Source organism: Siccibacter turicensis LMG 23730 (genome assembly GCF_000463155.2).
Classification (GTDB): domain Bacteria; phylum Pseudomonadota; class Gammaproteobacteria; order Enterobacterales; family Enterobacteriaceae; genus Siccibacter; species Siccibacter turicensis.
This window is the reverse complement of sequence record NZ_AWFZ01000028.1, coordinates 23,436-50,430: the sequence shown is the minus strand read 5'-3', so window position 1 is coordinate 50,430 and position 26,995 is coordinate 23,436. Positions and strand designations below refer to the sequence as shown.

The 26,995-nt window shown below is 62.7% G+C and carries 26 protein-coding genes; 18 read left to right on the top strand and 8 right to left on the bottom strand.

Annotated features, from left to right (window positions below; translation table 11 throughout):
* Nucleotides 1-149 precede the first annotated feature (149 nt).
* The 10 genes from atzF (at nucleotide 150) to DW58_RS04635 (ending at nucleotide 12,713) form a co-directional block, all read left to right on the top strand.
* On the top strand, nucleotides 150-1,967 hold the full coding sequence (atzF, locus tag DW58_RS04680; RefSeq protein WP_024548744.1) for an allophanate hydrolase: 1,818 nt from the start codon (nucleotides 150-152) through the stop codon (nucleotides 1,965-1,967).
* Nucleotides 1,968-1,976: 9 nt separating this feature from the next.
* Entirely contained in the window at nucleotides 1,977-5,594 is a 3,618-nt protein-coding gene (gene uca / locus DW58_RS04675; RefSeq protein ID WP_024548743.1) for an urea carboxylase, read from the top strand.
* A gap of 282 nt (nucleotides 5,595-5,876) precedes the next feature.
* On the top strand, nucleotides 5,877-6,578 hold the full coding sequence (locus tag DW58_RS04670; RefSeq protein ID WP_024548742.1) for a GntR family transcriptional regulator: 702 nt from the start codon (nucleotides 5,877-5,879) through the stop codon (nucleotides 6,576-6,578).
* A 30-nt stretch (nucleotides 6,579-6,608) separates the two neighbouring features.
* Entirely contained in the window at nucleotides 6,609-7,880 is a 1,272-nt protein-coding gene (gene urtA, locus DW58_RS04665; RefSeq protein ID WP_024548741.1) for an urea ABC transporter substrate-binding protein, read from the top strand.
* A gap of 87 nt (nucleotides 7,881-7,967) precedes the next feature.
* Complete coding sequence (urtB, locus tag DW58_RS04660) at nucleotides 7,968-9,533, top strand: urea ABC transporter permease subunit UrtB (protein WP_024548740.1); 1,566 nt, start codon at nucleotides 7,968-7,970, stop codon at nucleotides 9,531-9,533.
* The gene (gene urtC, locus DW58_RS04655) at nucleotides 9,533-10,606 is read left to right on the top strand and encodes an urea ABC transporter permease subunit UrtC (protein ID WP_024548739.1); all 1,074 of its coding nucleotides are present in this window, start codon (nucleotides 9,533-9,535) and stop codon (nucleotides 10,604-10,606) included. The genes urtB and urtC overlap by 1 nt, the downstream gene beginning before the upstream one ends.
* Nucleotides 10,606-11,403 (top strand): urea ABC transporter ATP-binding protein UrtD, encoded by a 798-nt coding sequence (urtD, locus tag DW58_RS04650; protein WP_024548738.1) that lies wholly within the window; start codon nucleotides 10,606-10,608, stop codon nucleotides 11,401-11,403. Before urtC ends, urtD begins: the two co-directional genes overlap by 1 nt.
* A 26-nt stretch (nucleotides 11,404-11,429) precedes the next feature.
* Nucleotides 11,430-12,128, top strand: coding sequence for an urea ABC transporter ATP-binding subunit UrtE (gene urtE / locus DW58_RS04645; protein WP_024548737.1), 699 nt, complete (start codon nucleotides 11,430-11,432; stop codon nucleotides 12,126-12,128).
* 62 nt (nucleotides 12,129-12,190) lie between these two features.
* Nucleotides 12,191-12,439: a type II toxin-antitoxin system Phd/YefM family antitoxin gene (locus tag DW58_RS04640; RefSeq protein ID WP_024548736.1), complete on the top strand. Its 249-nt coding sequence runs from the start codon at nucleotides 12,191-12,193 to the stop codon at nucleotides 12,437-12,439.
* A complete protein-coding gene (locus DW58_RS04635; protein ID WP_024548735.1) occupies nucleotides 12,429-12,713 on the top strand; it encodes a type II toxin-antitoxin system RelE family toxin in 285 nt (94 codons plus the stop codon). The genes DW58_RS04640 and DW58_RS04635 overlap by 11 nt, the downstream gene beginning before the upstream one ends.
* A 45-nt stretch (nucleotides 12,714-12,758) precedes the next feature.
* Here DW58_RS04635 and ydeE read toward each other — a convergent pair whose 3' ends face one another.
* Nucleotides 12,759-13,958, bottom strand: coding sequence for an efflux MFS transporter YdeE (gene ydeE / locus DW58_RS04630; protein WP_024548734.1), 1,200 nt, complete (start codon nucleotides 13,956-13,958; stop codon nucleotides 12,759-12,761).
* Nucleotides 13,959-14,165: 207 nt separating this feature from the next.
* On the opposite strand from ydeE, the gene eamA reads away from it, so the two are divergent.
* The gene (gene eamA / locus DW58_RS04625; protein ID WP_024548733.1) at nucleotides 14,166-15,065 is read left to right on the top strand and encodes an O-acetylserine/cysteine exporter; all 900 of its coding nucleotides are present in this window, start codon (nucleotides 14,166-14,168) and stop codon (nucleotides 15,063-15,065) included.
* 33 nt (nucleotides 15,066-15,098) lie between these two features.
* Here eamA and marB read toward each other — a convergent pair whose 3' ends face one another.
* Genes marB through marR form a run of 3 tightly spaced genes read right to left on the bottom strand, consistent with a single transcriptional unit; the run spans nucleotide 15,099 to nucleotide 16,198 of the window.
* Nucleotides 15,099-15,314, bottom strand: a complete 216-nt coding sequence (gene marB, locus DW58_RS04620; RefSeq protein WP_024548732.1) for a multiple antibiotic resistance protein MarB — start codon at nucleotides 15,312-15,314, stop codon at nucleotides 15,099-15,101.
* Between the two features lie 57 nt (nucleotides 15,315-15,371).
* Nucleotides 15,372-15,746: an MDR efflux pump AcrAB transcriptional activator MarA gene (gene marA, locus DW58_RS04615; RefSeq protein ID WP_024548731.1), complete on the bottom strand. Its 375-nt coding sequence runs from the start codon at nucleotides 15,744-15,746 to the stop codon at nucleotides 15,372-15,374.
* Between the two features lie 17 nt (nucleotides 15,747-15,763).
* Entirely contained in the window at nucleotides 15,764-16,198 is a 435-nt protein-coding gene (gene marR, locus DW58_RS04610) for a multiple antibiotic resistance transcriptional regulator MarR (protein ID WP_024548730.1), read from the bottom strand.
* A 273-nt stretch (nucleotides 16,199-16,471) separates the two neighbouring features.
* Here marR and DW58_RS04605 point away from each other — a divergent pair, with 273 nt between their 5' ends.
* Nucleotides 16,472-17,140, top strand: coding sequence for a MarC family NAAT transporter (locus DW58_RS04605; RefSeq protein WP_024548729.1), 669 nt, complete (start codon nucleotides 16,472-16,474; stop codon nucleotides 17,138-17,140).
* 45 nt (nucleotides 17,141-17,185) lie between these two features.
* Here DW58_RS04605 and DW58_RS04600 read toward each other — a convergent pair whose 3' ends face one another.
* On the bottom strand, nucleotides 17,186-18,382 hold the full coding sequence (locus tag DW58_RS04600) for a sugar transporter (protein WP_024548728.1): 1,197 nt from the start codon (nucleotides 18,380-18,382) through the stop codon (nucleotides 17,186-17,188).
* Nucleotides 18,383-18,602: 220 nt separating this feature from the next.
* Here DW58_RS04600 and DW58_RS04595 point away from each other — a divergent pair, with 220 nt between their 5' ends.
* Nucleotides 18,603-19,391 (top strand): PhzF family phenazine biosynthesis protein, encoded by a 789-nt coding sequence (locus DW58_RS04595; protein WP_024548727.1) that lies wholly within the window; start codon nucleotides 18,603-18,605, stop codon nucleotides 19,389-19,391.
* A gap of 30 nt (nucleotides 19,392-19,421) precedes the next feature.
* On the opposite strand, the gene DW58_RS04590 is transcribed toward DW58_RS04595, so the two are convergent.
* Nucleotides 19,422-19,844: a DUF2000 domain-containing protein gene (locus DW58_RS04590; RefSeq protein ID WP_024548726.1), complete on the bottom strand. Its 423-nt coding sequence runs from the start codon at nucleotides 19,842-19,844 to the stop codon at nucleotides 19,422-19,424.
* Between the two features lie 166 nt (nucleotides 19,845-20,010).
* Here DW58_RS04590 and DW58_RS04585 point away from each other — a divergent pair, with 166 nt between their 5' ends.
* Entirely contained in the window at nucleotides 20,011-20,475 is a 465-nt protein-coding gene (locus DW58_RS04585) for an Lrp/AsnC family transcriptional regulator (RefSeq protein ID WP_024548725.1), read from the top strand.
* A gap of 15 nt (nucleotides 20,476-20,490) precedes the next feature.
* Here DW58_RS04585 and DW58_RS04580 read toward each other — a convergent pair whose 3' ends face one another.
* Both DW58_RS04580 and ptrR read right to left on the bottom strand, forming a co-directional pair.
* Nucleotides 20,491-21,435 (bottom strand): L-lactate dehydrogenase, encoded by a 945-nt coding sequence (locus DW58_RS04580; RefSeq protein WP_024548724.1) that lies wholly within the window; start codon nucleotides 21,433-21,435, stop codon nucleotides 20,491-20,493.
* Nucleotides 21,436-21,509: 74 nt separating this feature from the next.
* The gene (gene ptrR / locus DW58_RS04575) at nucleotides 21,510-22,382 is read right to left on the bottom strand and encodes a putrescine utilization regulator PtrR (RefSeq protein ID WP_024548723.1); all 873 of its coding nucleotides are present in this window, start codon (nucleotides 22,380-22,382) and stop codon (nucleotides 21,510-21,512) included.
* Between the two features lie 100 nt (nucleotides 22,383-22,482).
* Between ptrR and DW58_RS04570 the strand changes: the two genes are divergently transcribed.
* From DW58_RS04570 to DW58_RS04555, 4 genes are all read left to right on the top strand, one after another.
* Nucleotides 22,483-23,868 (top strand): aldehyde dehydrogenase family protein, encoded by a 1,386-nt coding sequence (locus DW58_RS04570; RefSeq protein ID WP_029592568.1) that lies wholly within the window; start codon nucleotides 22,483-22,485, stop codon nucleotides 23,866-23,868.
* Between the two features lie 100 nt (nucleotides 23,869-23,968).
* Nucleotides 23,969-25,570: a methyl-accepting chemotaxis protein gene (locus DW58_RS04565; protein WP_029592566.1), complete on the top strand. Its 1,602-nt coding sequence runs from the start codon at nucleotides 23,969-23,971 to the stop codon at nucleotides 25,568-25,570.
* Between the two features lie 37 nt (nucleotides 25,571-25,607).
* The gene (gene glsB, locus DW58_RS04560) at nucleotides 25,608-26,534 is read left to right on the top strand and encodes a glutaminase B (RefSeq protein WP_024550947.1); all 927 of its coding nucleotides are present in this window, start codon (nucleotides 25,608-25,610) and stop codon (nucleotides 26,532-26,534) included.
* Nucleotides 26,535-26,546: 12 nt separating this feature from the next.
* The gene (locus DW58_RS04555; RefSeq protein WP_024550948.1) at nucleotides 26,547-26,915 is read left to right on the top strand and encodes a DUF4186 domain-containing protein; all 369 of its coding nucleotides are present in this window, start codon (nucleotides 26,547-26,549) and stop codon (nucleotides 26,913-26,915) included.
* The last annotated feature ends 80 nt before the right edge of the window (nucleotides 26,916-26,995 follow it).

Genomic DNA, 26,995 nt, shown 5'->3' with positions numbered 1-26,995 from the left:
TTGCGCGGCTGCGTTTAACTTCCCTCGCTAAAATAAGGCGTAATAGCCGATGGGTAATAAGTAACCGACTGAAATAGCGTTACTTATTATTTCTGGCATCACCTTTGCAACAGGTATCCCAACTTGTATACCAGAAAGGATGCCGTTGCATGACACGCTCTCGATCATTATTTCAGGCATATACCCTTACGCAATGGCAGGAATATTATGCCGCGGAGCCTGAGCGTATTGAGGATGTTTTCCTGGCCTTTAGCGAACAGGCAAATACGCCCGACAACGCGTGGATTTATCGCGCCGACGCCGCCGCGGTGAAGGCGCAAATTACCGCCCTGCAAACGGCGCTGCGCCAGGGCGATCGCACGCTGGCGGATTTTCCGCTCTACGGCGTGCCCTTTGCGGTGAAGGACAATATCGACGTGGCGGGCATGCCCACTACCGCCGCCTGTCCGGCCTTCAGCTACCGGCCAGAGCAGGACGCCACCGTGGTGGCGCGGCTCAAAGCGGCGGGAGCCATCGTGGTCGGGAAAACCAACCTCGATCAGTTCGCCACCGGGCTGGTCGGTACCCGGTCACCCTATGGCGCCGTGCCTAACACCTTCAACGAGACGTACGTCAGCGGCGGCTCCAGCTCCGGCTCCGCTTCCGCGGTGGCGCGCGGGCAGGTGGCGTTTGCGCTGGGCACCGATACCGCCGGTTCAGGGCGCGTCCCGGCGGGCTTCAACAACATCGTCGGACTGAAACCCACCAAAGGCTGGCTCTCGACCCGGGGCGTGGTGCCTGCCTGCCGCCTGAACGACTGCGTGTCGGTGTTTGCCCTTACGGTTGAGGATGCCTGGACCGTGGCGTCGTTGGCGAGCGGGTTCGATGCCGCCGACCCGTATTCCCGGCCTCATCCCGGCACCGCGCCGGCACGGTTCAATCCCACACCGCGTATCGCGGTCCCGGACAGCCTTGAGTTTTACGGCGATGCCCGGAGCGAGGCCGCTTTCCAGCGCAGCCTGACGCAGCTTGCAGCCCTTGGCGCCACGCTGGAACCCATCGATTTCACCGCTTTTCGCGCCCTGGCCGCCCAGCTCTATGCCGGTGCCTGGGTGGCGGAGCGTACCGTCGCTGCCGGAGCGATGCTTGACCGGGACGCCAGCGAGATGGACCCGACGGTGCGCGGCATCATCGAGGGCGGGCGGGCGTACAGCGCCTGTGACGCCTGGCAGGCCGAGTACACCCGGGCTGAACTGGCGCGCCGTATCGTGACGCAGCTCGACGGGTTCGATGCGCTGGTGGTGCCGACCTCGCCGACCATTCGTACCCTCGCGGAGATGGCGCAGGAGCCGGTGCGCTACAACTCGCAGTTCGGCACCTACACCAATTTTACCAACCTCGCCGATCTCAGCGCGCTGGCGCTGCCCGCCGGGTTCCGCGACGACGGGCTGCCGTTCGGCATCACGCTTATCGCCCCGGCCTGGCACGATCTGGCCCTGAGCGCCTTTGGCGCGCGCTGGCAGCAGGCGCACGCGCTTCCGCTCGGCGCGACCGGGCAACCCCTGGCCGCGCAGCGCACCCCCGCGCCGGAGAGCCACCATGTGCGCGTGGCGGTGGTCGGAGCGCACCTGCGCGGCCAGCCGCTTAACCCGCAGTTGCAACGCCGCCAGGCTCGCTTCGTCTGCGAAACCACCACCCGCGACTGTTATCGCCTGTATGCCCTCGCCAATACCACGCCGCCGAAGCCGGGCCTGGTGCGCAGTGCAAGCGGGCAGTCCATCGCGCTGGAGCTGTGGGATATCCCGCTGGCGCGCTTTGGGGAGTTTGTCGCAGAGATCCCGGCCCCGCTGGGCATCGGCACGCTGGAGCTGGCCGATGGCAGCCTGGTGAAGGGCTTTATCTGCGAACCACAGGCGCTGAAAAACGCCACCGATATTACGTCCTGGGGCGGCTGGAAAGCCTGGCTTGCCCGTCACCACAGCGCCTGAGGAGCCACTATGTTCAGCAAAGTGTTAATCGCCAACCGGGGCGAAATCGCCTGCCGCGCCATCCGCACCCTTGATGCCATGGGCATCGCCAGCGTGGCGGTATGGTCCGATCCCGATCGCAATGCGCAGCACGTTACCCAGGCCAGTGAAGCGCAGGGGCTGGGCGGGGAAAAGGCCGCCGACAGCTATCTGAATATCGAAAAGATCCTGGCCGCGGCCCAGCGCAGCGGCGTGCAGGCCATCTTTCCCGGCTACGGTTTTCTCTCCGAGCGGGCCGAATTTGCCCAGGCCTGTGAGGCGGCCGGTCTGGTGTTTATCGGCCCGACGCCACAGCAGATTGCCGACTTTGGCCTGAAGCACCGCGCCAGAGCGCTGGCCGCCGCGGCCGGTGTGCCGATGACGCCCGGCACCGGGCTGCTCACCTCGCTGGAAGAGGCGCAGCACGCCGCGGCGCAGATGGGTTACCCGGTAATGCTGAAGACCACCGCCGGCGGCGGCGGCATTGGCCTGACCCGCTGCGACAGCGCCGCCGACCTGGCCGACGCCTGGGAGAGCGTGAAGCGACTGGGCGCGCAGTTCTTCAGCGACGACGGCGTGTTTCTGGAGCGCTTCGTCGACCGGGCGCGGCACCTTGAAGTGCAGATCCTCGGGGATGGCAACGGCACGGTGGTGGCGCTCGGCGAGCGCGACTGCACGCTCCAGCGCCGGAATCAGAAGGTGGTGGAGGAGACGCCGGCTCCCTGTCTGCCCGATGCCACCCGCGCCGCGCTGCATCGCGCCGCCGTGGCGCTGGGGGAGTCGGTTAACTATCGCAGCGCCGGCACCGTGGAGTTTATCTATGACCCGCAGCAGGACCGCTTCTATTTCCTGGAAGTGAATACCCGGCTGCAGGTGGAGCACCCAGTCACCGAGATGGTCACCGGTATCGACCTGGTGGCGTGCATGGTTAACATCGCCGCCGGCGTGGCACCCGACTGGGCACGCCTTCGCCAGCCGCCTCAGGGCGCCTCGATTGAAGTGCGCGTCTATGCCGAAGATCCGCTGAAAAACTTCCAGCCCAGCCCCGGCGTCCTGACCGACGTGGCGTTTCCCGAGACGGTGCGGGTCGATACCTGGGTCAGCACCGGCGCGGAGATAAGCCCGTTTTACGACCCGACCATTGCCAAAATCATCGTCAAGGGCGACACGCGGCAGGAGGCGCTCGACAAGCTTGATGCGGCGCTGGCGGCCACCCGGCTGCACGGCATTGCCACCAACCTTGATTACCTGCGTCAGATTGTGCGCCTCGATGCATTCCGGGCCGGCACGATGTGGACGCGGCTGCTGGATGCGGTGAGCTGGCAGGCCAGCGTGATCGAGGTGCTGGAGCCGGGCACCTGGAGCAGCGTCCAGGATTATCCGGGGCGCACCGGCTACTGGGACGTTGGCGTTCCGCCGTCCGGCCCGATGGATGACTTTGCCTTCCGGCTGGCGAACCGCATCGTAGGCAACCATCCGGAAGCGGCCGGGCTGGAGTTCACGCTTCAGGGGCCGACCCTGCGTTTTCACACCGATGCGACTATTGCGCTGACCGGGGCGCTATGCCCGGCGGACATTGACGGGGAGAGCGTCCCCTGGTGGCAGCCGGTGAGCGTCAGCGCCGGGCAGACCCTGACCCTGGGGCGCGCCGTGTCCGGGTGCCGTACCTGTCTGGCGGTGCGCAACGGCATAGACGTTCCGGTCTGCCTCGGCAGCCGGGCGACCTTTGCGCTGGGACAGTTCGGCGGCCACGCCGGACGCACGCTGCGCCCGGGGGATCTGCTGGCCATCTCCCAGCCGGCGCTGCCCGCCTGCACCACGCCTGCGCCCGTTACGCTGCCGCAGGCCGCCGATCCGGCGTTGATCCCGCGCTACGGCGAGGTGTGGGATATCGGCGTGCTGTATGGCCCGCACGGCGCGCCGGACTTCTTTACCCCGGATTCGATGGCGAGCTTCTTCGACGCCGAGTGGCAGGTGCACTACAACGCCAACCGGCTGGGCGTGCGTCTCGTCGGCCCGAAACCGCAGTGGACCCGCGCCGACGGCGGCGAGGCGGGGCTGCACCCCTCCAACGTTCACGACTGCGAATACGCCATCGGCGCGATCAACTTCACCGGCGATTTCCCGGTGATCCTCACCCACGACGGCCCGAGCCTCGGGGGCTTTGTCTGCCCGGTCACCATCGCCAAAGCCGAGCTGTGGAAGGTGGGGCAGGTGAAGCCGGGGGACCGCATCCGTTTCCATCCCATTACCGTTGCCCAGGCCCGGGCGCTGGAAGTGATCCAGCAGCAGACGATTGACACCCTGCGCGCGGTGCCGGTCCCGTCGGCTGTGCCGGCATCGATTGTGCCGCAGGGGACCTCCAGCGCGGCCATTCTCGCCGAACGCCCGGCACAGGGCGTGATGCCCGCCGTCGTGTGGCGTCAGGCGGGCGACAGCTATGTGCTGATCGAGTACGGCGACAACGTGATGGATCTGACGCTGCGCCTGCGCGTTCACCTGCTGATGGAGGCACTGCGCGCCGCGGCGATACCGGGCATCGAGGAACTCTCGCCGGGCGTGCGCTCGCTGCAGGTGCGTTTTGATACCCGCCGTCTCTCCCAGGGGGATCTGCTGGCGCGGCTGCTGGAGACGGAGCGCGCGCTGGGGGATGTGAGCACCCTGAAGGTGCCGTCCCGCATCGTCTGGCTGCCGATGGCCTTCGAAGACAGCGCCACCCTGGCGGCGGTGGATCGCTACCAGCAGACGGTATGCAGCGAGGCGCCGTGGTTGCCAAACAACGTCGATTTTATCGCTCGCGCCAACGGCCTGGCCTCCCGGGACGCGGTGCGGCAGATCCTGTTCGATGCCAGCTATCTGGTGCTCGGCCTCGGGGATGTCTATCTTGGCGCGCCCTGTGCGGTGCCGGTGGACCCGCGCCATCGCCTGCTCAGCTCAAAGTACAGCCCGGCGCGCACCTGGACCGCCGAAGGCACGGTGGGGATCGGGGGAATGTACATGTGCATCTACGGGATGGACTCCCCCGGCGGCTACCAGCTGGTGGGGCGCACGCTGCCGATCTGGAACACCTTTCTGAAAAACCCGCAGTTCGGAGATGAGCCCTGGCTGCTGAAGTTCTTCGACCAGGTGCGCTTCTACCCGGTTTCTGAGGCGGAGCTGACCACCTTCCGGGAGGCGTTCCGCGAGGGCCGGGCGTCGATCCGCATCGAAGAGAGCCTGTTTGACGTGGCGCACTATCGCCAGTTCCTGGATGACAACGCGGCGGAGATCGCGGCGTTCAGGGCGTGCCAGCAGGCGGCGTTCAGCGCCGAGGTGGCGCACTGGCAGGCTCACGAGGGCGACGCAGAGGCCGCGTTTGCCGCGCCGGCGGAGCCGGACGTGCAGCCCGAGGGCCAGCGGGTGAGCGCCGATCTCAACGGCAATATCTGGAAGATCCTGGTTGAACCCGGCCAGACGGTGAAGCAGGGCGATCCGCTGATCGTGGTGGAGGCGATGAAGATGGAGCTGACGATCAGCGCCCCCTGCGCGGGCACGGTGTCGCATATCCGCTGCCAGCAGGGGCGCACCGTGGTGCCTGGCGATGCGCTGCTGTGGCTGGTGGGCGCCTGACCTGGCTTACGGGTGCCAGACCTGGCTCACTGGCCAGCTCGCGCCTGGGCTGTACTCCCGAGGGTCACGTACTGCGTGTACGCTCCCCTCGGTCCGTGCAGTCCGCGCGCAATCTGCCTGCGCCGCCGACGGTCAGACGTTCATCTGGCCTCGTTTTTACTCTGGTGACTGAAGGTGGGTACGCGTTGCTTACCCACCCTACGTACTGCACCTCGTACTCCCGGTTTGTAGGGCGGGTAAGCGTAGCGCACCCGCAATGGCACACGACTCAGGAGCATCACCATGCCCGTGCAAAAAAGGGATAAACCGCTGAACGCCGAAGGCCAGGCCGATCGGATTTACCGGCTGCTTAAACAGGCGATCTTCGATTTCCAGCTGCTGCCCGGCGATCGCTTTAGCGAGAACGACATCGCGCTGCGCATGGCGGCGAGCCGTACCCCGGTGCGTCAGGCGCTGTATGCCCTGGAGCAGGAGGGCTATCTGGCGGTGCAGCCGCGCAGCGGGTGGCAGGTGAAGCACATCGACTTCGACTACCTGGAGGCGCTGTACGACCTGCGCATTGTGCTGGAGTGCGAAGCGGTGAAGCGGCTGTGTGAACGGGCGCCAGACGCCATGCCGCCCGCGATCCACACCCTGAAAGCGTTCTGGATTGATGCGCCGCCGCTGCCCGAAGGCGAGAGCGTGGCGGGGCACGACGAGGCGTTTCATATGACGCTGGTGAACGCCGCCGGCAACCCGGAGATGGCGCGGGTGCATCGCGACCTGACCGACAAAATCCGCATCGTGCGCCGCATGGACTTTACCCAGCCGGCGCGCGTGAAGGCCACGTACGACGAGCACAGCTGCATCCTGCTCGCCATTCTTAACCGTCACCAGGAGGAGGCGCAAACCCTGTTGTCCGGGCATATCGCCCACAGTCAGAAAGAGGTTCGCAAAATAACACTTCATATGCTGCACGACGCGCGGCAATCGAAGTTTCGCTAATTACGCACAGCTATTTTTCAGGAGTGAACTATGCATCGACGTACATTACTTAAAGCGTTTGCCCTTTCCGCCTCGGTCATCAGCATGGGATTCGCCTTCAGCGCGCAGGCGGCAGACACCATTAAAGTGGGCATCATGCACTCCCTCTCCGGCACCATGGCGATCTCCGAAACGCCGCTCAAGGACGTGGCGCTGATGACCATCGCCGAGATCAACGCCAGCGGTGGGGTGCTCGGGAAACAGCTCGAACCGGTGGTGGTGGATCCGGCCTCCAACTGGCCGCTGTTCGCCGAGAAGGCGCGCCAGCTGCTGAGTCAGGATAAGGTTGCCGCGGTGTTTGGCTGCTGGACGTCGGTCTCGCGTAAATCGGTGCTGCCGGTGTTTGAGGAGCTGAACGGCCTGCTGTTCTACCCGGTGCAGTACGAAGGGGAAGAGATGTCGCCGAACGTGTTCTATACCGGGGCCGCCCCTAACCAGCAGGCCATTCCGGCGGTGGAGTATCTGATGAGCGAGGACGGCGGCGAGGCTAAACGCTTCTTCCTGCTCGGCACCGACTATGTCTACCCGCGTACCACCAACAAGATCCTGCGCGCCTTCCTGCACTCAAAAGGGGTGAAGGACAGCGACATTCAGGAGGTCTACACCCCGTTCGGCTACAGCGACTACCAGACCATCGTCAGCGACATCAAAAAGTTCTCCGCTGGTGGGAAAACCGCCGTGGTATCCACCATCAACGGCGACTCCAACGTCCCGTTCTATAAAGAGCTGGCAAACCAGGGGCTGAAGGCGACCGATGTGCCGGTGGTGGCGTTCTCGGTGGGCGAAGAGGAGCTGCGCGGCATCGACACCAAACCGCTGGTCGGCAACCTCGCCGCCTGGAACTACTTCGAGTCGGTGGATAACCCCGAGAACCAGAAATTCGTCGCGGATTACCGCGCTTACGCCAAAGCGCACAAGCTGCCGAACGCCGACACCGTGGTGACCAACGATCCGATGGAAGCGACCTACGTCGGGCTGCATATGTGGGCGCAGGCGGTTGAGAAGGCGGGCACCACGGATGTGGACAAGGTGCGTGCGGCGATGGCCGGGCAATCCTTCAGCGCGCCATCGGGCTTTACTCTGACCATGGATAAGACCAACCACCACCTGCACAAGCCGGTGATGATCGGCGAAATCGAAAGCAACGGCCAGTTCAACGTGGTGTGGCAGACCGAACAGCCGGTCCGCGCCCAGCCGTGGAGCCCGTATATCGCCGGTAACGATAAAAAGCCCGACACGCCGGTAAAAACCGCCGCGCAATAACGACGCGCCTTCGGTGCGGCGGGCACGCTCGCCGCACCGGAACCGGCCCGTCCGCAAGCGGTTTCGCGCCGTTTACAGGAGAAGACCATGCAACTTTTACGCTGGCTGTTGATAGCCACCTGGCTGATGTCCGGCCTGGCCCAGGCGGCAGACGCCGATGACTTTGCCGCTGCCGGTCGCAGTCAGCAGAGCACGCTGCTGCAACGCTGGGCGACGTCACCGGATCCTGCGCGGCTGCCGCTGCTGATGGCGCTGGGCGAGGAGAGTCTGGTGGTGGATGAGGCGAAACATCCCTTTACCCGGCGCGACGGCACGTTGACGCCGCTGGGCGCGGCCACCTCACCGCAGGGCGCGCTGAAAAAAGTGCGCCTGACCAATCGTCTGCGCAACGAGACGGCGTTGGCCATCGCGACCCATCGGCTTGTAAGTGACAACGTCACGGAGCGTGAGGCGGCGGCGCGTGAGCTGAGCCGCGATCCCCAGCCTGCGCTCCAGCCGCTTATCGCGGCGTGTCTGGCGGCGGAGCAGGATGAGCAGGTGCGCGCGGCGTTGACCGGGGCGCTAGCCGGGCTACAGCTCGCCAGTCCCGATGCGGCGCTGCGCCTGAATGCCGTGACGCTGCTCGGGCAGACCGCCGATCCGCAAACCCGCGCCCGGCTGCAACCCTTTACCGACGCCCGGCATGAACCGGACGCCAGAGTGCGCGAGGCGGCGGCGCAGAGCGTGCGCAAAATCGAACAGCGCCTGAAAGTGGGTGAGCTGCTGGGGCAGGCGTTTATGGGCGTTTCGCTGGGCTCGATTCTGCTGTTAGCCGCCCTGGGCCTGGCGATCACCTACGGTCTGCTCGGGGTCATCAACATGGCGCACGGCGAGATGCTGATGCTCGGGGCCTACAGCGCCTGGCTGGTGCAGAGCGCCTTCAGCCAGTTCGCGCCGCAGTGGCTGACGCTGTATCCGCTGGCAGCCCTGCCGGTGGCGTTTGTGGTCACCGCCGGGATCGGCATGGCGCTGGAGCGCACGGTGATCCGCCATCTCTATGGTCGCCCGCTGGAGACCCTGCTGGCGACCTGGGGGATCAGCCTGATGCTGATCCAACTGGTGCGCATGACCTTTGGCGCACAGAACCTCGAAGTGGCGAACCCGGCATGGCTGTCGGGCGGGTGGCAGGTGCTGCCGAACCTGATCCTGCCGTGGAACCGGCTGGTGGTGGTGGGCTTTGTGCTGCTGGTGCTGCTCTTTACCTGGCTTATCCTGAGCCGAACCCGGCTGGGGATGCAGATCCGCGCCGTTACCCAGAACCGCGCCATGGCCGCCTGCTGCGGCGTGCCTACCGGGCGCGTCGATATGCTGGCGTTTGGCCTCGGGTCGGGGATCGCCGGGCTGGGCGGCGTGGCGCTGTCGCAGCTTGGCAACGTCGGACCTGAACTGGGCCAGGGCTACATCATCGACTCCTTCCTGGTGGTGGTGCTGGGCGGCGTCGGGCAGCTGGCGGGCAGCGTCGCGGCGGCGTTTGGGCTGGGCATCTTCAACAAAATTCTTGAACCGCAGATCGGCGCGGTGCTGGCGAAAATCGCCATTCTGGTGCTGGTGATCCTGTTTATTCAGAAACGCCCGCAGGGGTTGTTTGCACTCAAAGGGAGGGTGACAGACTGATGAGCCAGCCGCTGACGTTAACCCTGACGCGCCGCGCGCCGCGCCTGAGCATGCTGCTCGGTTCGGTGCTGGTGGCGCTGCTGTTGATTATGCCGTTTCTCGCGCTGCTGCCGGCCGCGCATCCTCTGAGCCTCTCCACCTACACCCTGACGCTGGTCGGTAAAGTGCTGTGTTACGCGGTGGTCGCTGTGGCGCTGGATCTGGTGTGGGGCTATGCCGGGCTGCTCTCTCTGGGGCACGGGCTGTTCTTTGCCCTCGGCGGCTACGCCATGGGTATGTACCTGATGCGCCAGGCCGCGGGCGACGGGCTACCGGCGTTTATGTCGTATCTCTCCTGGCGGGAGCTGCCCTGGTTCTGGTGGGGCACCGACCATTTCGCCTGGGCGATGGTGCTGGTGGTAGCGCTGCCGGGCCTGCTGGCGCTGGTGTTTGGCTGGTTTGCCTTCCGCTCGAAAATCAAAGGGGTCTACTTCTCCATTATGACCCAGGCGCTGACCTGGGCCGGGATGCTGCTGTTCTTTCGCAACGAAACCGGGTTCGGCGGCAATAACGGCTTTACCGGTTTCACCACGCTGCTCGGCCAGCCGGTTACCGCGGTGTCGACGCGTATCGGCCTGTTTCTCGCCAGCGTCATCCTGCTGCTGGCCGCGCTGCTGGTGGGCTTTGCGCTGGCGCGCAGCAAGTTTGGCCGCATCCTCACCGCCGTGCGCGATGCGGAAAACCGGCTGATGTACTGCGGCTACGATCCGCGCGGGTTTAAGCTGCTGGTCTGGACGCTGTCGGCGGTGCTGTGCGGGCTGGCGGGGGCGCTCTACGTCCCGCAGGTCGGGATTATCAATCCTGGCGAAATGTCCCCCACCAACTCTATCGAAGCGGCGATCTGGGTGGCGCTCGGTGGCCGTGGGACGCTGATTGGCCCGGTGCTGGGTGCCGGTCTGGTCAACGGGGCGAAAAGTTTCTTTACCGTGGCGATGCCTGAGTACTGGCAGCTGTTCCTCGGACTGATTTTTATCCTGGTGACGCTGTTTTTACCGCGCGGCGTTATTGGCCTGCTGCGCAGAGGAGAGAAATGATGCAGCCTTCAGAAGGACTCTTTACCCGTCAGCAGCCGAGCGATCGGTTTCGTGAGCAGACCGACCCGGTGCTGCAGCTCGAGGAGATCAACGTCAGCTTTGACGGATTCAATGCGCTGACCAATCTGTCGATGCGCATCGGCGTCGGGGAGCTGCGCTGCGTGATTGGCCCGAACGGCGCCGGGAAAACCACCCTGATGGACGTGATCACCGGTAAAACGCGGCCCCGCAGCGGACGGGCCTGGTACGATCAATCTACCGACCTGACCGCGCTGGAGCCGGCGGACATCGCCCGACGCGGCATTGGCCGTAAGTTTCAGAAGCCCACGGTGTTTGAGGCCCTGACGGTGTTTGAAAATCTTGAGATCGCCCAAAAGGGCGACAAGAGCGTCTGGGGCACGCTGCGGGCGGTGCTCAACGGGGAGCAGCGCGATCGGATCGACGAGATGCTGACGCTACTGCGTCTTGGCGGCGAGCGGCATCGTCGCGCCGGGTTGCTCTCCCACGGACAGAAGCAGTTTCTGGAGATCGGCATGCTGTTGGTGCAGGAGCCGCACCTGCTGCTGCTCGACGAGCCGGCGGCGGGCATGACCGACGCGGAGACGGAATATACCGCCGAGCTGTTTCGCACCCTCGCCGGGAAGCACTCCCTGATGGTGGTGGAGCACGATATGGGCTTTGTGGAAACTATCGCCGATCGGGTGACGGTGCTGCATCAGGGCCAGGTGCTGGCCGAGGGCTCGCTGCGCGAGGTGCAGGCTAACGAGCAGGTGATCGAAGTCTATCTCGGGCGTTAAGGCGCAGGGCTAAAGGGGAGTAACAGATGCTACAGGTCAACGAACTCAATCAGTATTACGGTGGGAGCCATATATTACGCGGCGTCTCCTTTGAGGCGCGCATCGGCGAGGTCACCTGCCTGCTGGGGCGCAACGGCGTCGGGAAGACCACGCTGCTGAAGTGTCTGATGGGGCTGGTGCCGGCGCGCTCGGGCAGCGTGACCTGGCAGGATAAGCCCATCACCACGCGCAAACCGCACCAGCGGGTGCAGGCCGGGATGGCTTATGTGCCCCAGGGGCGTGAAATCTTTCCTCGTCTGACGGTGGAGGAGAACCTGCTGATGGGGCTGACGCGCTTCCCGGCCCGCCACGCCCGCCAGGTGCCGGAGGAAATCTATCAGCTGTTTCCGGTGCTCAGTGCAATGAAGCACCGGCGCGGCGGGGATCTGTCCGGCGGCCAGCAGCAGCAGCTGGCCATCGGGCGGGCGTTAGCCACCCGGCCACAGCTGCTGATCCTGGATGAGCCCACGGAAGGGATCCAGCCCTCGGTTATCAAGGAGATTGGCCTGGTTATCCGCCAGCTGGCAAACCGGGGCGATATGGCGATTCTGCTGGTTGAGCAGTTCTATGACTTTGCCGCCGAGCTGGCGGACAGCTATCTGGTGATGTCTCGCGGCAGCGTGGTGCAGCGCGGGAGCGGGGCGGACATGGCGCGCGATGGGGTCAGGGGGCTGGTGACGATATAGGATGGGGATGGCATTACGCACTTTTTATAGTACACTTAAAGGTGCTTTTAAGAGGGCCATTTATGACATTCCAAATATTGTCAAAAACCGCAGCGAGCATCACCGATCTTAAACGCAACCCCATGGGTACGGTCCTTGAGGGGCAAGGCGATGCCGTGGCAATACTCAATCGCAATGAACCGGCATTTTATTGTGTTCCCCCGGCGCTCTATGCCCGTCTGCTGGAACTGGCAGAGGATGCGGAGCTGGCGCAGATTGCGGAAACACGTAAAAACGGCGATACCGTCGAGGTAAGTCTGGATGACTTATAAACTTCATTTTGAAGTACATGCCCTGGCAGAATGGAAGAAGCTGGGGCATACCGTCAGAGAAGAATTTAAAAAATCCCTCGCCAAACGTCTAATCAATCCCCGCGTCCCTTCGGCACGTCTTCACGGCTATAAAGATTATTACAAGATCAAGCAACGGGCCTCAGGGTACCGCCTGGTCTATCAGGTCCGGGACGACGTTGTGACGGTGCTGGTGCTGAGCGTGGGAAAACGTGAACGTAGCGCGGCCTATACGGTACTTGAAGACAGAAAGTAAGCCCGCCGGGGCGGGCCACCTGGCTCAGTCGACCAGACCCATCTGTTAAACCGACTTCAGCGACGGCATATCCCATGTCCGGCCGCTCATCCCTTTCAGCATGCAGAGCCACGCCAGCACGATGGCGCCAATCAGGATCGCGAACAGCGACCAGGCGGGCAGGGTCGTGAGGATTACCCCGGTGACCAGCGGGTTCAGCGCGCCGCCGAGCCAGCCCAGCGACTGGGCGGAGAAATAGCTCGACTTCATGCCCGCCGGGGCAATGTGATCGATCAGCATATATTCACCGGGGGCATAGATAAGCTCTCCGACGGTGAAGACCGCTACGGAAACACCCCACAGCACCAGGTTAGTGTCCGACACCATAAAGCCTGCCAGACCCAGGATAAAACAGATCGTACCGAGGCCCATCAGCGGGCGCAGGTTCTGCGGCGTCAGCCGACGTCCCACCGCATACTGCAGCAGTACCACCACGGCGGCGTTCACCGGCAACACCAGCCCGACCGCCTTCTGAGCGAAATCGCTGTCGGCCACCGCCAGCAGATACTGTGAGATACAGGAGGCGAATGAGCCACCCACCAGCGATCCGAGAAACGCCGACAGGGTAAACCACATCAGCGCCCGGTCGTGCAGCATCACCGACGGCGACCAGCTCACCGCCGGGCTGTCCGGGCTGGGCGCGGCGACTTTACCGGGCTGAACGAAACGCTGGATCAGAAACAGCGGCAGCGTCGAGGTGCATACCGCCATCCAGAACGGCATGTCGATGCTGTAGATCACCAGCATGGTGCCGAGCGGGGGACCGATGGTCCAGCCGATGTTCAGAAAGGTGTAGTTGAGCGAGAAAATCTTCGCCTTGGTGCCGGGATCGAGGGTGTCGGAGAAGTAGCCTTTGAGGACCGTCGAAAACACCGAGTAGGCGCAGTTGATAAGCGAGAAAAAGATCACCACCAGCACCGCGTTGTGCACCAGCGGAATGGCAATAAAACCGATGATAAAGACCAGCACCGACAGCAGCATATAGCGCTTCTTATCGAAGCGGTCTGCCAGAATGCCGAACAGCAGGCTGAACACCACGCCCACCGTCAGCGCCACGCTCATCGCCACGCCGACGATATCAACGCCCATGCCATATTTGCGTGTCAGATAGATCGCCATAAAGGGAAGCGTCGCGCCGCGACCAATGGTGAGCAACAGCGACGAGAGCAGCAGCCCGCCGGTGGAGATGGTAGTTTTTGATAACATTTTCTTATCTTTTTCCCTGTGGCATTGAAAGCACTTATCTGAAATAAGCTGACTATTTAGCAATACCATGTGAAATCAGGGCTGTATAGACAGCCAGGTGGCAGTAAGTGCCCTTTCTGACCTGCCAGATTTAGGGGGGGAAGGCTGTACACCGCCTCCGATTCCCGATAAGTTTTAACAAATTATTAAAAAAAGGCAGGGGCGGGTATGACGCGCAAAGACGGGTTGTTGGCGTTGCTGGTGGTGGTGGCCTGGGGGCTGAATTTTGTGGTGATCAAGGTTGGGCTGCATAACATGCCGCCCCTGATGCTGGCCGGCCTGCGCTTTATGCTGGTGGCGTTTCCGGCGCTGCTGTTTGTGGCGCGGCCAAAAATTCCGCTGCGCCTGATGCTCGGGTACGGGCTGACGATAAGCTTCGGGCAGTTTGCGTTTCTGTTCTGCGCCATTAATTTCGGTATGCCGGCGGGGCTGGCGTCGCTGGTGCTGCAGGCGCAGGCGTTCTTCACCATCATTCTTGGCACGGTGGTGTTCGGGGAGCGACTGCAGGCGCGACAGCTTATCGGCATCACGCTGGCGGTGTTCGGCGTGCTGGTGCTGGTGGAGGGCAGCCTCAACGGGCAGCACGTGGCGCTGCTCGGCTTTATGCTGACGCTGGCGGCGGCATTTAGCTGGGCCTGTGGCAACATCTTTAATAAGAAGATCATGATGCTCACGCAGCGCCCGCCGGTGATGTCGCTGGTGGTGTGGAGCGCGCTGATCCCCATCGTCCCGTTTTTTGTGGCCAGTCTGATTCTGGATGGCCCGGCGGTGATGCTCAGAAGCCTGGTGGACATTGATGTCACAACGGTGGCCTCCCTGGTCTACCTGGCGTTTGTCGCCACCATTATCGGCTACGGGATCTGGGGGACGCTGCTGGGGCGCTACGAAACCTGGCGCGTGGCGCCGCTGTCGCTGCTGGTGCCGGTGGTGGGCCTGGCAAGTGCGGCGCTGCTGCTCGATGAGCATCTCTCGCTGCTGCAGATGGCGGGAGCGGTGCTGATTATGGCGGGGCTTTACATCAACGTGTTTGGTCTGCGCCTGCGTCGTCAGGTGCGCGCGCGGGGATAAAAAAAGCCCCACCAGAAGGTGGGGCGGTCACGCTTACTGCCGGGTGTTGTAGTACGGCACCCCGAGCTCGTCGGACTTATCGCTGCCGGCGCCCATATGGTTGAGATCCCACTGGGACTCATTATGGGGGGCGGGGGCGATCAGGGTCTCACGCGACGGCAGCATCGTGGTGCTGGCGGACTGTTCAGCCAGCACCGAACCCGAGGCCAGCAGCAGTACTGCACCGGCCACACAGGTATAACGTTTCATGATTTCCTCGGTTACGTCTCGCGACGATAGCGGGGGCATCGCCCCCTGGGTTCGCTATTAGTGATTTAGCGGATGCAAATATTTTGCTTCGCCGGGCATGTCCGTAATGCGGAACTTGTGCGGCGGCACGGAAAAATAGTTCTTAAAGGTACGCGTCAGGGTCTGCTGTGATTCAAACCCGTAGCGCTCCGCCAGATACAGTATCGGTTCATTGCTGTGCTTGAGCTTGCGGGCAATCTCCGTCAGCTTGCGGTTCCGAATGTACTGGCCTAACGAGTGACCGGTCTCTTTCTTAAACATGCGTTGCAGATGCCATTTGGAGTAACCCGAGCGCTCGGACACTTTCTCAAGCGACAGCGGGGACTCCAGATTGTCTTCGATCCAGTCCAAAATGCTAAGGATTGTGACAGCATCATTATTACGTCTGGACATTGTCATACCTCCTGGTTTCAGGGCAGCACCTTCTTGAGCAGGTATTCAAGCGATGCCACTTCCTCATTTGTCAGATTTTTTGTTAGTTCCTGATGCAGCGTCTGCCCCACTAAACGGTGGCATTGCTCGCACAGCGCGGCGCCGTCTGCTGTCAGCCGGACCAGCACACCGCGCTTATCGTTGGGGTTAGGCAGACGTTCAATCCAGCCTTTACACACCAGACGGTCAACCATACGCGTCAGCGCACCGAGATCGACCGATAAGATTTTTTTCAACTCCACCGGCGTAATGCACACTTCGCAGCGAATGGAACACAGCACCTTGAACTGCGCCGCGGTGATGTCCAGAGGCGAAAGATACTCGTTAAGCAGGCGGTCCTTTTTCTGATTCACCAGATGGATCAAACGTCCAAGAGGGATGATGTCATTAAACAGGTCGCTTGTGCTTTTCACAGAGGTTGCCCCGGCAAGTAGTTAGTCACGCGAGATATTATTGCCGCGGCAACCATTTGTCAAATGAATGAATCGCGCGATGCCACGATTAGCTAAACCGTTTCAGTTAGGGAGACAAAAGCTTGATTCAGTGACGTTTATTTGCGCAGCGCGGCCCGGATGATGCTCTGTTTTAAGTGACATTGTCACGCATTGCGCCGCGCGCCGGTGGTATTTACACCCGTTTCATTTATATACTTCGGAACCGCTTCCGGTTCGGACAAGGAGAGAATCATGCTGGAATTAGTGAAAGCCATTGGACTCGGCCTGGTGGTGTTGCTGCCGCTTGCCAACCCGCTGACCACTGTCGCCCTGTTCCTCGGGCTGGCTGGCAATATGAACACCGCCCAGCGTAACGAGCAGGCGCGTATGGCCTCGATCTACGTCTTTATTATTATGGTCGTCGCCTGGTATGCCGGGCAGCTGGTGATGAACACCTTTGGCATTTCGATTCCCGGTCTGCGTATTGCCGGTGGGCTTATCGTCGCGTTTATCGGCTTCCGGATGCTGTTCCCGCAGCAGCAGGCGCACGATACGCCGGAGGCAAAGAGCAAAACCGAGGAGATGACGCAGGAGTCCAACGTCAACATCGCCTTTGTGCCGCTGGCGATGCCAAGCACCGCCGGGCCGGGTACCATTGCGATGATCATCAGCTCTGCGTCAACGGTGCGTCACGGGGCAGAGTTTTCTAACTGGGTGGTGATGCTGGCGCCGCCGCTGGTGTTTGCCGCGGTCGCGCTGATCCTCTGGGTTTCGCTGCGCAGTTCCGGGGCCATTATGCGGCTGGTGGGCAAGGGCGGTATCGAGGCGATCTCTCGCCTGATGGGCTTTCTGCTGGTCTGCATGGGCGTGCAGTTCGTGATCAACGGCGTGCTGGAGATTGTCTCGAGCTACCACGGCTAGCGCGTCAGCCCCACTAAAAAAGGGTGGCTCAGGCCACCCTTTTTTTCACACCGCCGAGTGCTGCTCTTCGAGCTGCGCGGGCCAGCGGCGAAACACCATCACCGACCAGATAAGCGCCGCCAGCGCCGGTAGCGCGCCGACATAACCGATCGAGGCCATCGACAGGTGCTGGCTGACCTGGCTCCCCACCAGCGCGCCCGCCCCGATGCCAATGTTAAAGATGCCCGAGAACAGCGACATCGCCACATCGGTGGCATCCGGCGCCAGCGCCAGCACTTTTACCTGCATCCCAAGACCAATCACCATCATGGCAATGCCCCAGAAGGCGCTGAGGATCAGCAGCGTGGTGGGGTTGCTGGCGGCCGGCATCAACAGCGCCAGACAGAGCGCCAGCAGGCCGATGGCGCCGCTGACCAGCGTGGATCCGTGGTTGTTGCCGAGCTTGCCGAACAGAATGCTGCCGAGAATACCGGTGCTGCCTAACAGCAGCAGCAGGACGGTGGCGAAGTTGCCGCTCAGTCCGGCCACGGTCTGTACAAAGGGTTCGATATAGCTGTAGGCCGTATAGTGCGCGGTCACCACCACGGCAATCAGCGCGTAAATGTTGAGCAGCGCCGGGCGGCGGGCCAGCATCGGCAGGCTTTTCAGCGATCCCGAGTGCTCGCTTGGCAGCGACGGCAGCAGTTTAATCAGGCAAATCAGCGTAACCAGCGCGCCGACGCCGATAACAAAGAAGGTGGTTCGCCAGCCGAAATACTGCCCGACAATGCGCCCGATTGGGATGCCAAGCACCATCGCCAGCGCGGTACCGGTCGCCAGCAGGCTCAGGGCCTGGGCCTTTTTACCTGCCGGCGCGAGGCGGATTGCCAGCGAGGCGGTGATCGACCAGAAGATAGCGTGGGCGAAGGCAATGCCGATACGGCTTATCACCAGCACGGTAAAGCTCCAGGCGAGGAACGACAGCACGTGGCAGACGATAAACAGCACAAACAGCGCAATCAGCAGCCTGCGGCGTTCCACCTGGCTTGTCAGCAGCATAAACGGCAGGGAGAGCAGCGCCACCACCCAGGCGTAGATGGTGAGCATGATGCCGACCTGCGCCGTTTCCATATTGAAGCTTTGCGCGATATCCGAGAGTAACCCGACCGGCACAAACTCAGTGGTGTTAAAGATAAACGCTGCGACCGCAAGCGTAACCACCCGCAACCACGCCACACTGCGTGGGACTGTGTTAATCGTCATAGTCGTTAATATCGCGTTGGTGAGAAGAAAGGTAAGGGGGCGATCTTAAAACCTCCGCTGGCGCAAGTTCAACCATTTTGTGATCTAAATCTCATTTTTGGCCGGGAAACGCGGCGGTGAGAAGATGTGATGAATACAGGGGCTGCTTCGCCTGTTAAAAGGGAAAGGCGACGGGCGCAAATCTGCCATCCTGCTGCACGGAAAAATGGAGAGTAACCTGATGAACACCATCGATTTTTATATGGTAGATGCCTTCAGCCAGACCACCTTTGGCGGCAACGCGGCGGCGGTGTGTCCGCTGGTGGAGTGGTTGCCCGATGAGACGCTGCTGAGCATGGCGCAGCAGCATAACCAGTCGGAAACCGCGTACTTTATTCGTACCGACAGCGGGTTTGACCTGCGCTGGTTCACAACCCAGGGTGAGATCGACCTGTGCGGTCACGCCACGCTTGCCGCTGCCCACGTTATTTTTGAGTACCTCGATTACCCGGAAACCACCGTGCGCTTCTCGACGCGCTTTGTGGGGGAGCTGAGCGTCACGCGCGCCGGCGACTGGCTGACGCTCGACTTCCCGGCATGGAAAACCGAGCCCTGTGACGTCCCGCCGCTGCTGCTCGACTGCCTCGGCATCACCCGGTATCACGCCGTCAGCGCCGGGCGCGACTACATGGTGGTGCTGGAGAATGAGCAGCAGGTGCGCGACCTGACGCCGGACATCCACCGCCTGAAGCCGCTGGATAAGATGGTGTGCGTCACGGCGCCGGGCGACAGCGTGGATTTTGTCAGCCGCTTCTTCTGTCCTGGCGAAGCGGTGGCGGAGGATCCGGTCACCGGGTCGACGCACTCGATGCTGATCCCCTACTGGGGCGAACGGCTGGGGAAAACCACGCTGCTGGCGCACCAGGTATCGGCCCGGGGCGGGGAGCTGCGCTGTCAGTGGCAGGGCGATCGGGTGCTGATCGGCGGCCAGGCGACCACTTACCTTATCGGGAAAATCTTTCTGCGCTGAAGATCGGGCGGCACCCGTCCGCCCTTATCGTTAGCGATACAGCTTCAGGTTACCGCTCAGACGAGTAATCGTCTTCTTCGGCCCCATCAACCCCAGCGCGACCAGTTCAATCTGATCGCTGGGGGCCGTGCTAATCCGCTCCCCATACTCATCGTAGGTCTTGCACGACTGGGCCAGCGCGCTGAACGGCATGGCGAGCAGCGCCGCATCCTCACTGCTTTGCAGATGCAGCTGGCGCAGATACGCCCCGGAGGCCAGCAGCACCGGCAGCGGGGCGGTGATCACACCGGGATACACCACGCCGTCGAGGCTATGCAGATCGGGCCCGACCAGGTTGTCGGTCAGCCGACCGAGGCTGATCCCGATAACACTGGCGGCATTCATGGCCAGCCCTGGGCTGAGATGCTGCTCGATAACAATAATGCAGCGGTGGCTGCTGGCATCAAATCTCATAGTGGTTCCTTGTCAGTCAGATCGGGGCGTGAGACGCGACGCCCTCACGCGCTTGGCTATTATCGACCGGCGCGTGAGGAAAAGGTTGTCTGATTTGGTTGCCAAAAGGGAAAAATAGGGCAGGATTATCCCTTTGGGGAAATATTACAGAAAGGAGTATCCCTCTATGGCGCTTGGACCGACAGATAAACGTATTCTCAGCCTGCTGCAATCGGACGCGCGGATGACCAACCAGACGCTGGCCGACGAGATCGGCCTCTCTCCCTCACCGTGCTGGCGCAAAGTGCGCAAGCTGGAAGAGGACGGGGTGATTCAGGGCTATCGCGCAGTACTCAACCGTAAAAAGATAGGACTGGGGGTGATGGTGTTCGTGCGCGTCACCATCGACAGCCACAGCGAGGCGGACGCGCGCCGGTTTGAGCAGGAGGTCGCAGCCCTGGATGACGTGGTGGCCTGCTACAGCATCGGCGGCGACGCTGATTTTCTGTTACAGGTGGTGGCCCCGGATCTCGATGCCTACGCCGAGTTCGCCATGGCGGTGATCCGCCGCCTGCCGGGTATCAAAGAGATGCAGAGCATGTTCGTGCTTAAAGAGATCAAGGCCCTGGCGGCCTGGCCGGTAAAGGCATAGCCCAGGGCCAGTGGGTCAGGGCAGGCGGGCGATATTGCTTTTTATAACCGACACCGCATGGCTGAACTTCGCCTGCTCGTCCGGGGCGAGCTGCAGTTCGATAATCTGCTGCACGCCGGACTGGGCCAGCACGGCCGGGACGCCAATCGCCAGCCCGCGCTCGCCGTACTCCCCGTCGAGTATGCAGGAGATAGCCAGCGCGCGGTGGCTGCCGGTAAAGATATTGCGGCAGATCTCCGCGATGGTGGCGGCGATGCCGTACTCGGTGCAGCCTTTGCGGGCATAAATCTCAAACCCCAGCTTGCGCACCGTTTCGGCCAGCGCGTCGCGATCCAGCGGTTGACCGGTCTGCTTCAGGCAGACGTCACTCACCGGCGAGCCGTAGACCGACGAGTGGGACCAGACCGGAAACTGCGCGTCGCCGTGCTCGCCGAGGATAAAGGCGTCGATGCTCTGGGCGCCAATCTCCAGCTTTTCCGCCAGAGTACGGCGCAGGCGAGTGGTGTCGAGCCAGACGCCGGTGCCGATCACCTGGCTGCGCGGCAGGCCGGAGAGCTGCCACACTTGCCAGGTAATGATGTCGCAGGGGTTAGTGGCGACGAGGAAGATACCGTTGAAGCCGCCCGCCATCATCTGCGGAACGATTTTTTTCACGATCTGCGCCGTGTTGGTCAGCTCGTCCAGCCGCGTCTGACCGGGCTTCAGCGCCCCGCCCGAGACGGTCAGCACCGCGATATCCACATCGGCGCAGTCGCCCGCGTCGCGGACGTCAATCGACATCATGCCGGGCATAAAGGCCGCGGCGTCGCGCAGATCCTGACAGTGGCCCTCAACGCGCGCGGTGTCGAGATCGACAAGCAGCAGCGCTTCACAGATGTTCTGGTTCAATAGCGCGTAGGCCGCCGACGTACCGACATTTCCGCTGCCAATAATCATCACTTTACGGGGTTTTGTGTTCATTTCGCTTCCATACTCAGTCAGTTACGCTGCCACGACCCTACACCATGCCGTGCGGATGAGGTAATTGCCTTTACTTATACGCCCGCGCTTTTCATTTCGGCAAGCAGGGCGGTGAAGGCTTCCAGCGTCGGCGTCAGCGCGCCGCGCCGCCAGATAAGCCAGGTAGCGAGATAGCGCCAGTGCCCCGCCAGCGGCCAGACGCTGACCTGATCGTGAGCCGGCATGCTCTCCAGCATGCTGCGCGGCATCAGCGCCAGGCCAGCCCCGGCGATCACGCAGGCCAGCATACCGTGATAGGACTCCATCTCATGGATGTGGCCAGGGCGCGCGCCGTCATCGTGAAACCAGCTCTCAAAATGGCGTCGGTAGGAGCAGTTGGCGCGAAACGCGTAGACCTGCTCGCCGTCGGCGTCACGGGCGCGGGTCAGCGGGGCGTGCTCTGCCGGGGCAACAATCACCATCTCCTCCTCGAACACCGGTACGCCGTCCAGCTGCGGATGCAGTAGCGGTCCGTCGACAAACGCGGCGCTCAGTGACCCGTCGAGCACCGCGTCGATCATGGTACCGGAGGGGCCGGTGACCAGATTGAACTGGATTTTGGGGTAGCGCTGCTTAAAGCGCGCCAGCGGCAGCGGCAGCCTGACCGCGGCGGCGCTTTCGAGCGATCCCAGCGCGAACAGGCCTTCCGGCTCATCTCCGGCCACCACGCGGCGCGCCTCGTCCACCAGCCCGGTGATGCGCTGGCTGTAGCGCAGAAAGCTGTGCCCGGCCGACGAGAGCCTCAGCCGCTGATTTTCACGAATGAACAGTGCTACCCCCAGCTCCTCCTCAAGCTTCTGAATGCGGGTGGTGAGGTTGGACGGTACGCGATGGACGCGTTTCGCCGCCGCGGTAATGCTGCCGCTTTCGGCAACGGCGTTGAACATCTCCAGCTGGGTCAGATCCATGTTGTTCTCAATTCGTGAATGGTGTGCTTAATATTATTCACTTTTAACGAACATGAAAAGCGGGCAGGCTGGCGTCATCGTTTTTTGCCAGGAGTTCATCATGTCGTCATCCGCACCCCATGCGCAGTCCCGCAACCCTTATACCGGTGAGATCATCGGCGCGTATCCCTGGGCCGACGCCCATCAGGTTGAGGCGGCGCTGGTCAGCGTCGCCCGCGGCGCGGCGGCGATGCGCGCGCTCAGCCCCGACCAGCGCGCCGCGCTGCTGATCCGTCTTGCCAGCGCGATACGCGAACGCAGCGAAGAGGTGGCGCAGACCATCACCGCCGAGATGGGCAAACCCATCCTCCAGGCGCGCGCCGAATTCGAAAAATCCGCCTCGCTGTGCGAGTGGTACGCCACCCACGGCCCGGCTATGCTGGCAAGCGAGCCGACGCTGGTGGAAAACAACCAGGCCGCGATCGAATATCGCCCGCTTGGCCCGGTGCTGGCGGTAATGCCGTGGAACTTCCCGCTGTGGCAGGTGCTGCGCGGGGCGGTACCCATCCTGCTGGCCGGGAACAGCTATCTGCTCAAGCACGCGCCAAACGTCACCGGCAGCGCGCTGCTGATTGAAGAACTCATGAACGCGGCGGGCTTCCCGAGCGGCGCGTTTGAGGTGATGGTAGCGGATAACGATGCGGTCAGCACCGCCATCAACGACGCGCGCATCGCCGCGGTCACCGTCACCGGCAGCGTGCGCGCCGGCGGGGCTATCGCGGCGCAGGCCGGGGCGGCGCTGAAAAAATGCGTGCTGGAGCTGGGCGGCAGCGACCCCTTTATCGTGCTCAACGATGCCGATCTCGACACCGCGGTACGCGCAGCCGTCGCGGGGCGCTACCAGAACACCGGGCAGGTGTGCGCGGCAGCCAAACGCTTCATTATTGAAGAGGGCATAGCCCCGGCGTTTACCGCACGTTTCGTGGCGATGACCCGCGAACTGGTGCTCGGCGATCCGCGTGACGAGACAACCGGGATCGGCCCGATGGCGCGCGACGATCTGCGCGAGGAGCTGCATCAGCAGGTGCAGGCCACCCTGCGTGAAGGGGCGACCCTGCTGCTGGGCGGCGAAAAGCTCGACGGGCCGGGTAACTTCTACGCGCCCACGGTGCTGGCCGACGTCACCCCGCAGATGACCGCGTTTCGTCAGGAGCTGTTTGGCCCGGTGGCCGCCATTAGCGTGGCAAAGGACGCGGAGCATGCGCTGGCCCTGGCGAACGACAGCGACTTTGGCCTGAGCGCGACGATCTTTACCGCCGACGAGGCGCTGGCCGACACGCTGGCGCAGCGTCTGGAGTGCGGCGGCGTGTTCATCAACGGCTGGTCGGCCAGCGATCCGCGCGTCGCCTTCGGGGGCGTGAAGAAGAGCGGCTACGGGCGTGAGCTGTCACACTTTGGCCTGCGCGAGTTCTGCAACGTGCAGACGGTGTGGAAAAACCGCCGTTAACCCAGCGCGCCGCCGCCCGGCGGCGCCATCATGCCCCTGCAATAAATATGACATTTTTATTCAGTAGACTCGCCCTATCTGGCTTTTACTGAAGAATATCATGAACCTAAGTCAAATTTCCGGCGCGATGCGCCGCCTTCTCCGGCCCCGGCAGTTCGGATTACTGGCCGGGATTTTGTGCGTCATCGCGCTCTTCTCCGCCCTGCAGATCCTCTCCACCGTGCTGGTCTCCTCGCTGCTGCACGATACCCGGCAGAGCGTGGAGCTGCGTGAGCAGCAGCGCCAGCAGCAGATGAAGATGGACGAGGCGCGCGTGGCGCTGCTTACCGCCAGCGATCTGCTAAACCGCGGCGGCGTGTGGTTTATGCAGGATAAAGAGACCGGCTCCGACGGGAGCTGGGTGAGCCTGACCGAAGAGGCCCAGCGCGCGCTGGCGCACTCTCAACAGGCGTTCACCGCCTTCAGCGCCGGCTACCCCAGGAAAGACGATCCGCTACTGGCCAGCTATCAGCAGTTCTATGGCGCGCTCAAGGAGATGGCCGACAGCATGCAGAAGGATAAGAGCATCGACGCCTTCTTTATCGTTCCCGCCCAGGCGTTCCAGACCGACTTCAACGAGCAGTACGCCCAGTACCAGCGGGCCACCGCCCGGCAAACCGATGCCGCCAGCCACGCCCTGATGAGCAGCCTGGCCTCGGCGAAAAATCTGTTTATCGCGGTGCTGGTCGGGCTCGGGGTGATTGCGGTGCTGGTGTGGCGCGGGGTCGCGAGCTGGGTGATCCGCCCGCTCCGCCAGCTGATTGTGCATATTCACGTGCTGGCGGCGGGGGACCTCGCCACGCCGCTGCCCGCCGTCCCGCATCGCAGCCGCGAAGTCGGGGAGCTGCACGCCAGCGTGCGGGAGATGCAGCAGGGACTGCGTCGCCTGGTGCAGGACGTGCGCGACGTGACCGGGGCGATGATCGATAACATCAACCAGTTGGCCGAGGACAACCAGCAGCTCTCTCGCCAGTCGGCGCGGCAGGCGCAGGAGCTGGAAAACGTCACCACCCACATCGCCTCTCTTGAGTCGCACGTGGAGGAGAACAGCGAGTATGCGCGGGTGGCAAATCAGCGCGCCGACGAAGCGCGGGTCATTGCCAGCGGCGGCGATACCATGATGCAGACCGTTAACGACTCGATGCAGGATATCGTCGCCCGATCCGACGAAATGCGCGGCATCGTGGCGCTTATCGATAACGTCGCGTTTCAGACCAATATTCTGGCGCTTAACGCGGCCATCGAAGCGGCCCACGCCGGCAACCACGGGCGGGGCTTTGCGGTGGTGGCGCGCGAAGTGGGCCTGCTGGCGCGTCAGAGCAGCCAGTCCACCAGCACCATTCAACAACTGATCCATCACTCTTTGCAGGGCATTGAAGCCGGCTCTCAGGCAGTCTCACGGCTGGAGAGCAACCTGCAGCAGGTCACGGGCCTGGTGGGGAAACTGACCGGGCTGCTGAGCGAAATCTCTACCGCCACCGTCAACCAGGGGGCCAGTATTCACGCGGTGACGCACCGCATTGGCGCGCTCAATCAGGTTGCCACCCATACCGGCACGCTGGTGGAGCAGAGCGCCGACGCCTCGCGCCGCCTGCGCGATGAATCGCAGCGGCTTGATGAGGCCATTGCACGTTTCCGTCTGCCTGAGGCCGCTGCGGTCTGATATACTCCCGGCCGTTTTAACAGGGAGGAGCGCGCAGGTGGCAACAACATTAGACAACGGGTTACTGGACGATATTCTGCACCAGGTGCGTCCGCTGATTGGGCGCGGCAAGGTGGCCGATTACATTCCGGCGCTGGCGGAAGTATCGTCGAACAAGCTCGGGATTGCCATCTGCACCGTTGAGGGCGACTGCTTCAGCGCGGGCGACGCGGCGGAGCGCTTCTCGGTTCAGTCGGTGTCGAAGGTGCTGAGCCTTGTGGTGGCGATGGGCCTCTACGACGACGACGAGATCTGGCAGCGCGTCGGGAAAGATCCCTCCGGGCAGCCGTTCAACTCGCTGTTGCAGCTTGAGCTGGAGCAGGGCAAACCGCGTAACCCCTTTATCAACGCCGGTGCGCTGGTGGTGTGCGACATGCTTCAGTCGCGGCTCAGCGCCCCGAAGCAGCGTATGCTGGAAGTGGTGCGCCGCCTGGCGGGGGTCGATGACCTGGTGTACGACACCCGGGTTGCCCGCTCTGAGTTTGAGCACGCCGCGCGCAATGCGGCCATCGCCTGGCTGATGAAGTCCTTCGGCAACTTCAATAACGATGTGATGACCGTTCTGCAAAGCTATTTCCACTACTGCGCCCTGAAAATGAGCTGTGAGGAGATGGCGAAGACCTTTCTGTTCCTGGCCTGTCAGGGGCGCGCGCCGCACCTGGATACGCCGGTTATCACGCCGCTCCAGACGCGGCAGATCAACGCCCTGATGGCGACCAGCGGCATGTATGAAAACTCCGGCGAGTTTGCGTGGCGGGTCGGGATGCCGGGTAAATCCGGCGTTGGAGGCGGTATCGTCGCGATTGTCCCGCACGAGATGTCGATTGCGGTATGGAGCCCGGAGCTGGATCATGCCGGTAACTCGCTGGCCGGTATTGCGGCGCTGGAGATCCTCGCCGGGCGCATCGGCCGTTCCATTTTTTAACCGGGAGGCAGCATGCAAAACATTGACGCGGTGTTCAGCCGCCTGCAGCGCTCGACCTTTCGTCAGCGCTTTCACCTCGGCGCCAAAGAGCGTCAGTACTGTCTCGATAAGGGCGCAGAGACCATCGATCGGCACGCGGCAGACTTTGTCGCCCAACGGCTGGCCGCGGCTTTGCCCGGCAACGACGGCAAGCAGACGCCGATGCGCGGCCACCCGGTGTTTATCGCCCAGCACGCCACGGCCACCTGCTGTCGCGGCTGCCTCGCGAAGTGGCACGCCATCCCGGCAGGGCAACCGCTCTCTGAGCGTCAACAGGCCTGGATCGTCAGCGTGATCCATCGCTGGCTGGTAATGGAGATGAATACCCCCGCGCGGCCGTAATTTTACCCGGTGTTAATCCCGGAAATAGAGCGGTTAATTATCCTGTTTGCGGCGACTAAACTTGCCCGAACATGCTAAGC

Coding starts and splice junctions, on each gene's coding strand:
- DW58_RS04565 (WP_029592566.1), top strand. CDS start 23,969: ATGAACCTAAGTCAAATTTCCGGCGCGATGCGCCGCCTTCTCCGGCCC.
- DW58_RS04555 (WP_024550948.1), top strand. CDS start 26,547: ATGCAAAACATTGACGCGGTGTTCAGCCGCCTGCAGCGCTCGACCTTT.
- DW58_RS04605 (WP_024548729.1), top strand. CDS start 16,472: ATGCTGGAATTAGTGAAAGCCATTGGACTCGGCCTGGTGGTGTTGCTG.
- ydeE (WP_024548734.1), bottom strand. CDS start 13,958: ATGTTATCAAAAACTACCATCTCCACCGGCGGGCTGCTGCTCTCGTCG.
- urtD (WP_024548738.1), top strand. CDS start 10,606: ATGCAGCCTTCAGAAGGACTCTTTACCCGTCAGCAGCCGAGCGATCGG.
- DW58_RS04590 (WP_024548726.1), bottom strand. CDS start 19,844: ATGAGATTTGATGCCAGCAGCCACCGCTGCATTATTGTTATCGAGCAG.
- DW58_RS04595 (WP_024548727.1), top strand. CDS start 18,603: ATGAACACCATCGATTTTTATATGGTAGATGCCTTCAGCCAGACCACC.
- urtE (WP_024548737.1), top strand. CDS start 11,430: ATGCTACAGGTCAACGAACTCAATCAGTATTACGGTGGGAGCCATATA.
- marB (WP_024548732.1), bottom strand. CDS start 15,314: ATGAAACGTTATACCTGTGTGGCCGGTGCAGTACTGCTGCTGGCCTCG.
- ptrR (WP_024548723.1), bottom strand. CDS start 22,382: ATGGATCTGACCCAGCTGGAGATGTTCAACGCCGTTGCCGAAAGCGGC.
- DW58_RS04640 (WP_024548736.1), top strand. CDS start 12,191: ATGACATTCCAAATATTGTCAAAAACCGCAGCGAGCATCACCGATCTT.
- marA (WP_024548731.1), bottom strand. CDS start 15,746: ATGTCCAGACGTAATAATGATGCTGTCACAATCCTTAGCATTTTGGAC.
- DW58_RS04635 (WP_024548735.1), top strand. CDS start 12,429: ATGACTTATAAACTTCATTTTGAAGTACATGCCCTGGCAGAATGGAAG.
- urtB (WP_024548740.1), top strand. CDS start 7,968: ATGCAACTTTTACGCTGGCTGTTGATAGCCACCTGGCTGATGTCCGGC.
- atzF (WP_024548744.1), top strand. CDS start 150: ATGACACGCTCTCGATCATTATTTCAGGCATATACCCTTACGCAATGG.
- DW58_RS04670 (WP_024548742.1), top strand. CDS start 5,877: ATGCCCGTGCAAAAAAGGGATAAACCGCTGAACGCCGAAGGCCAGGCC.
- DW58_RS04600 (WP_024548728.1), bottom strand. CDS start 18,382: ATGACGATTAACACAGTCCCACGCAGTGTGGCGTGGTTGCGGGTGGTT.
- urtA (WP_024548741.1), top strand. CDS start 6,609: ATGCATCGACGTACATTACTTAAAGCGTTTGCCCTTTCCGCCTCGGTC.
- DW58_RS04580 (WP_024548724.1), bottom strand. CDS start 21,435: ATGAACACAAAACCCCGTAAAGTGATGATTATTGGCAGCGGAAATGTC.
- DW58_RS04585 (WP_024548725.1), top strand. CDS start 20,011: ATGGCGCTTGGACCGACAGATAAACGTATTCTCAGCCTGCTGCAATCG.
- eamA (WP_024548733.1), top strand. CDS start 14,166: ATGACGCGCAAAGACGGGTTGTTGGCGTTGCTGGTGGTGGTGGCCTGG.
- uca (WP_024548743.1), top strand. CDS start 1,977: ATGTTCAGCAAAGTGTTAATCGCCAACCGGGGCGAAATCGCCTGCCGC.
- urtC (WP_024548739.1), top strand. CDS start 9,533: ATGAGCCAGCCGCTGACGTTAACCCTGACGCGCCGCGCGCCGCGCCTG.
- DW58_RS04570 (WP_029592568.1), top strand. CDS start 22,483: ATGTCGTCATCCGCACCCCATGCGCAGTCCCGCAACCCTTATACCGGT.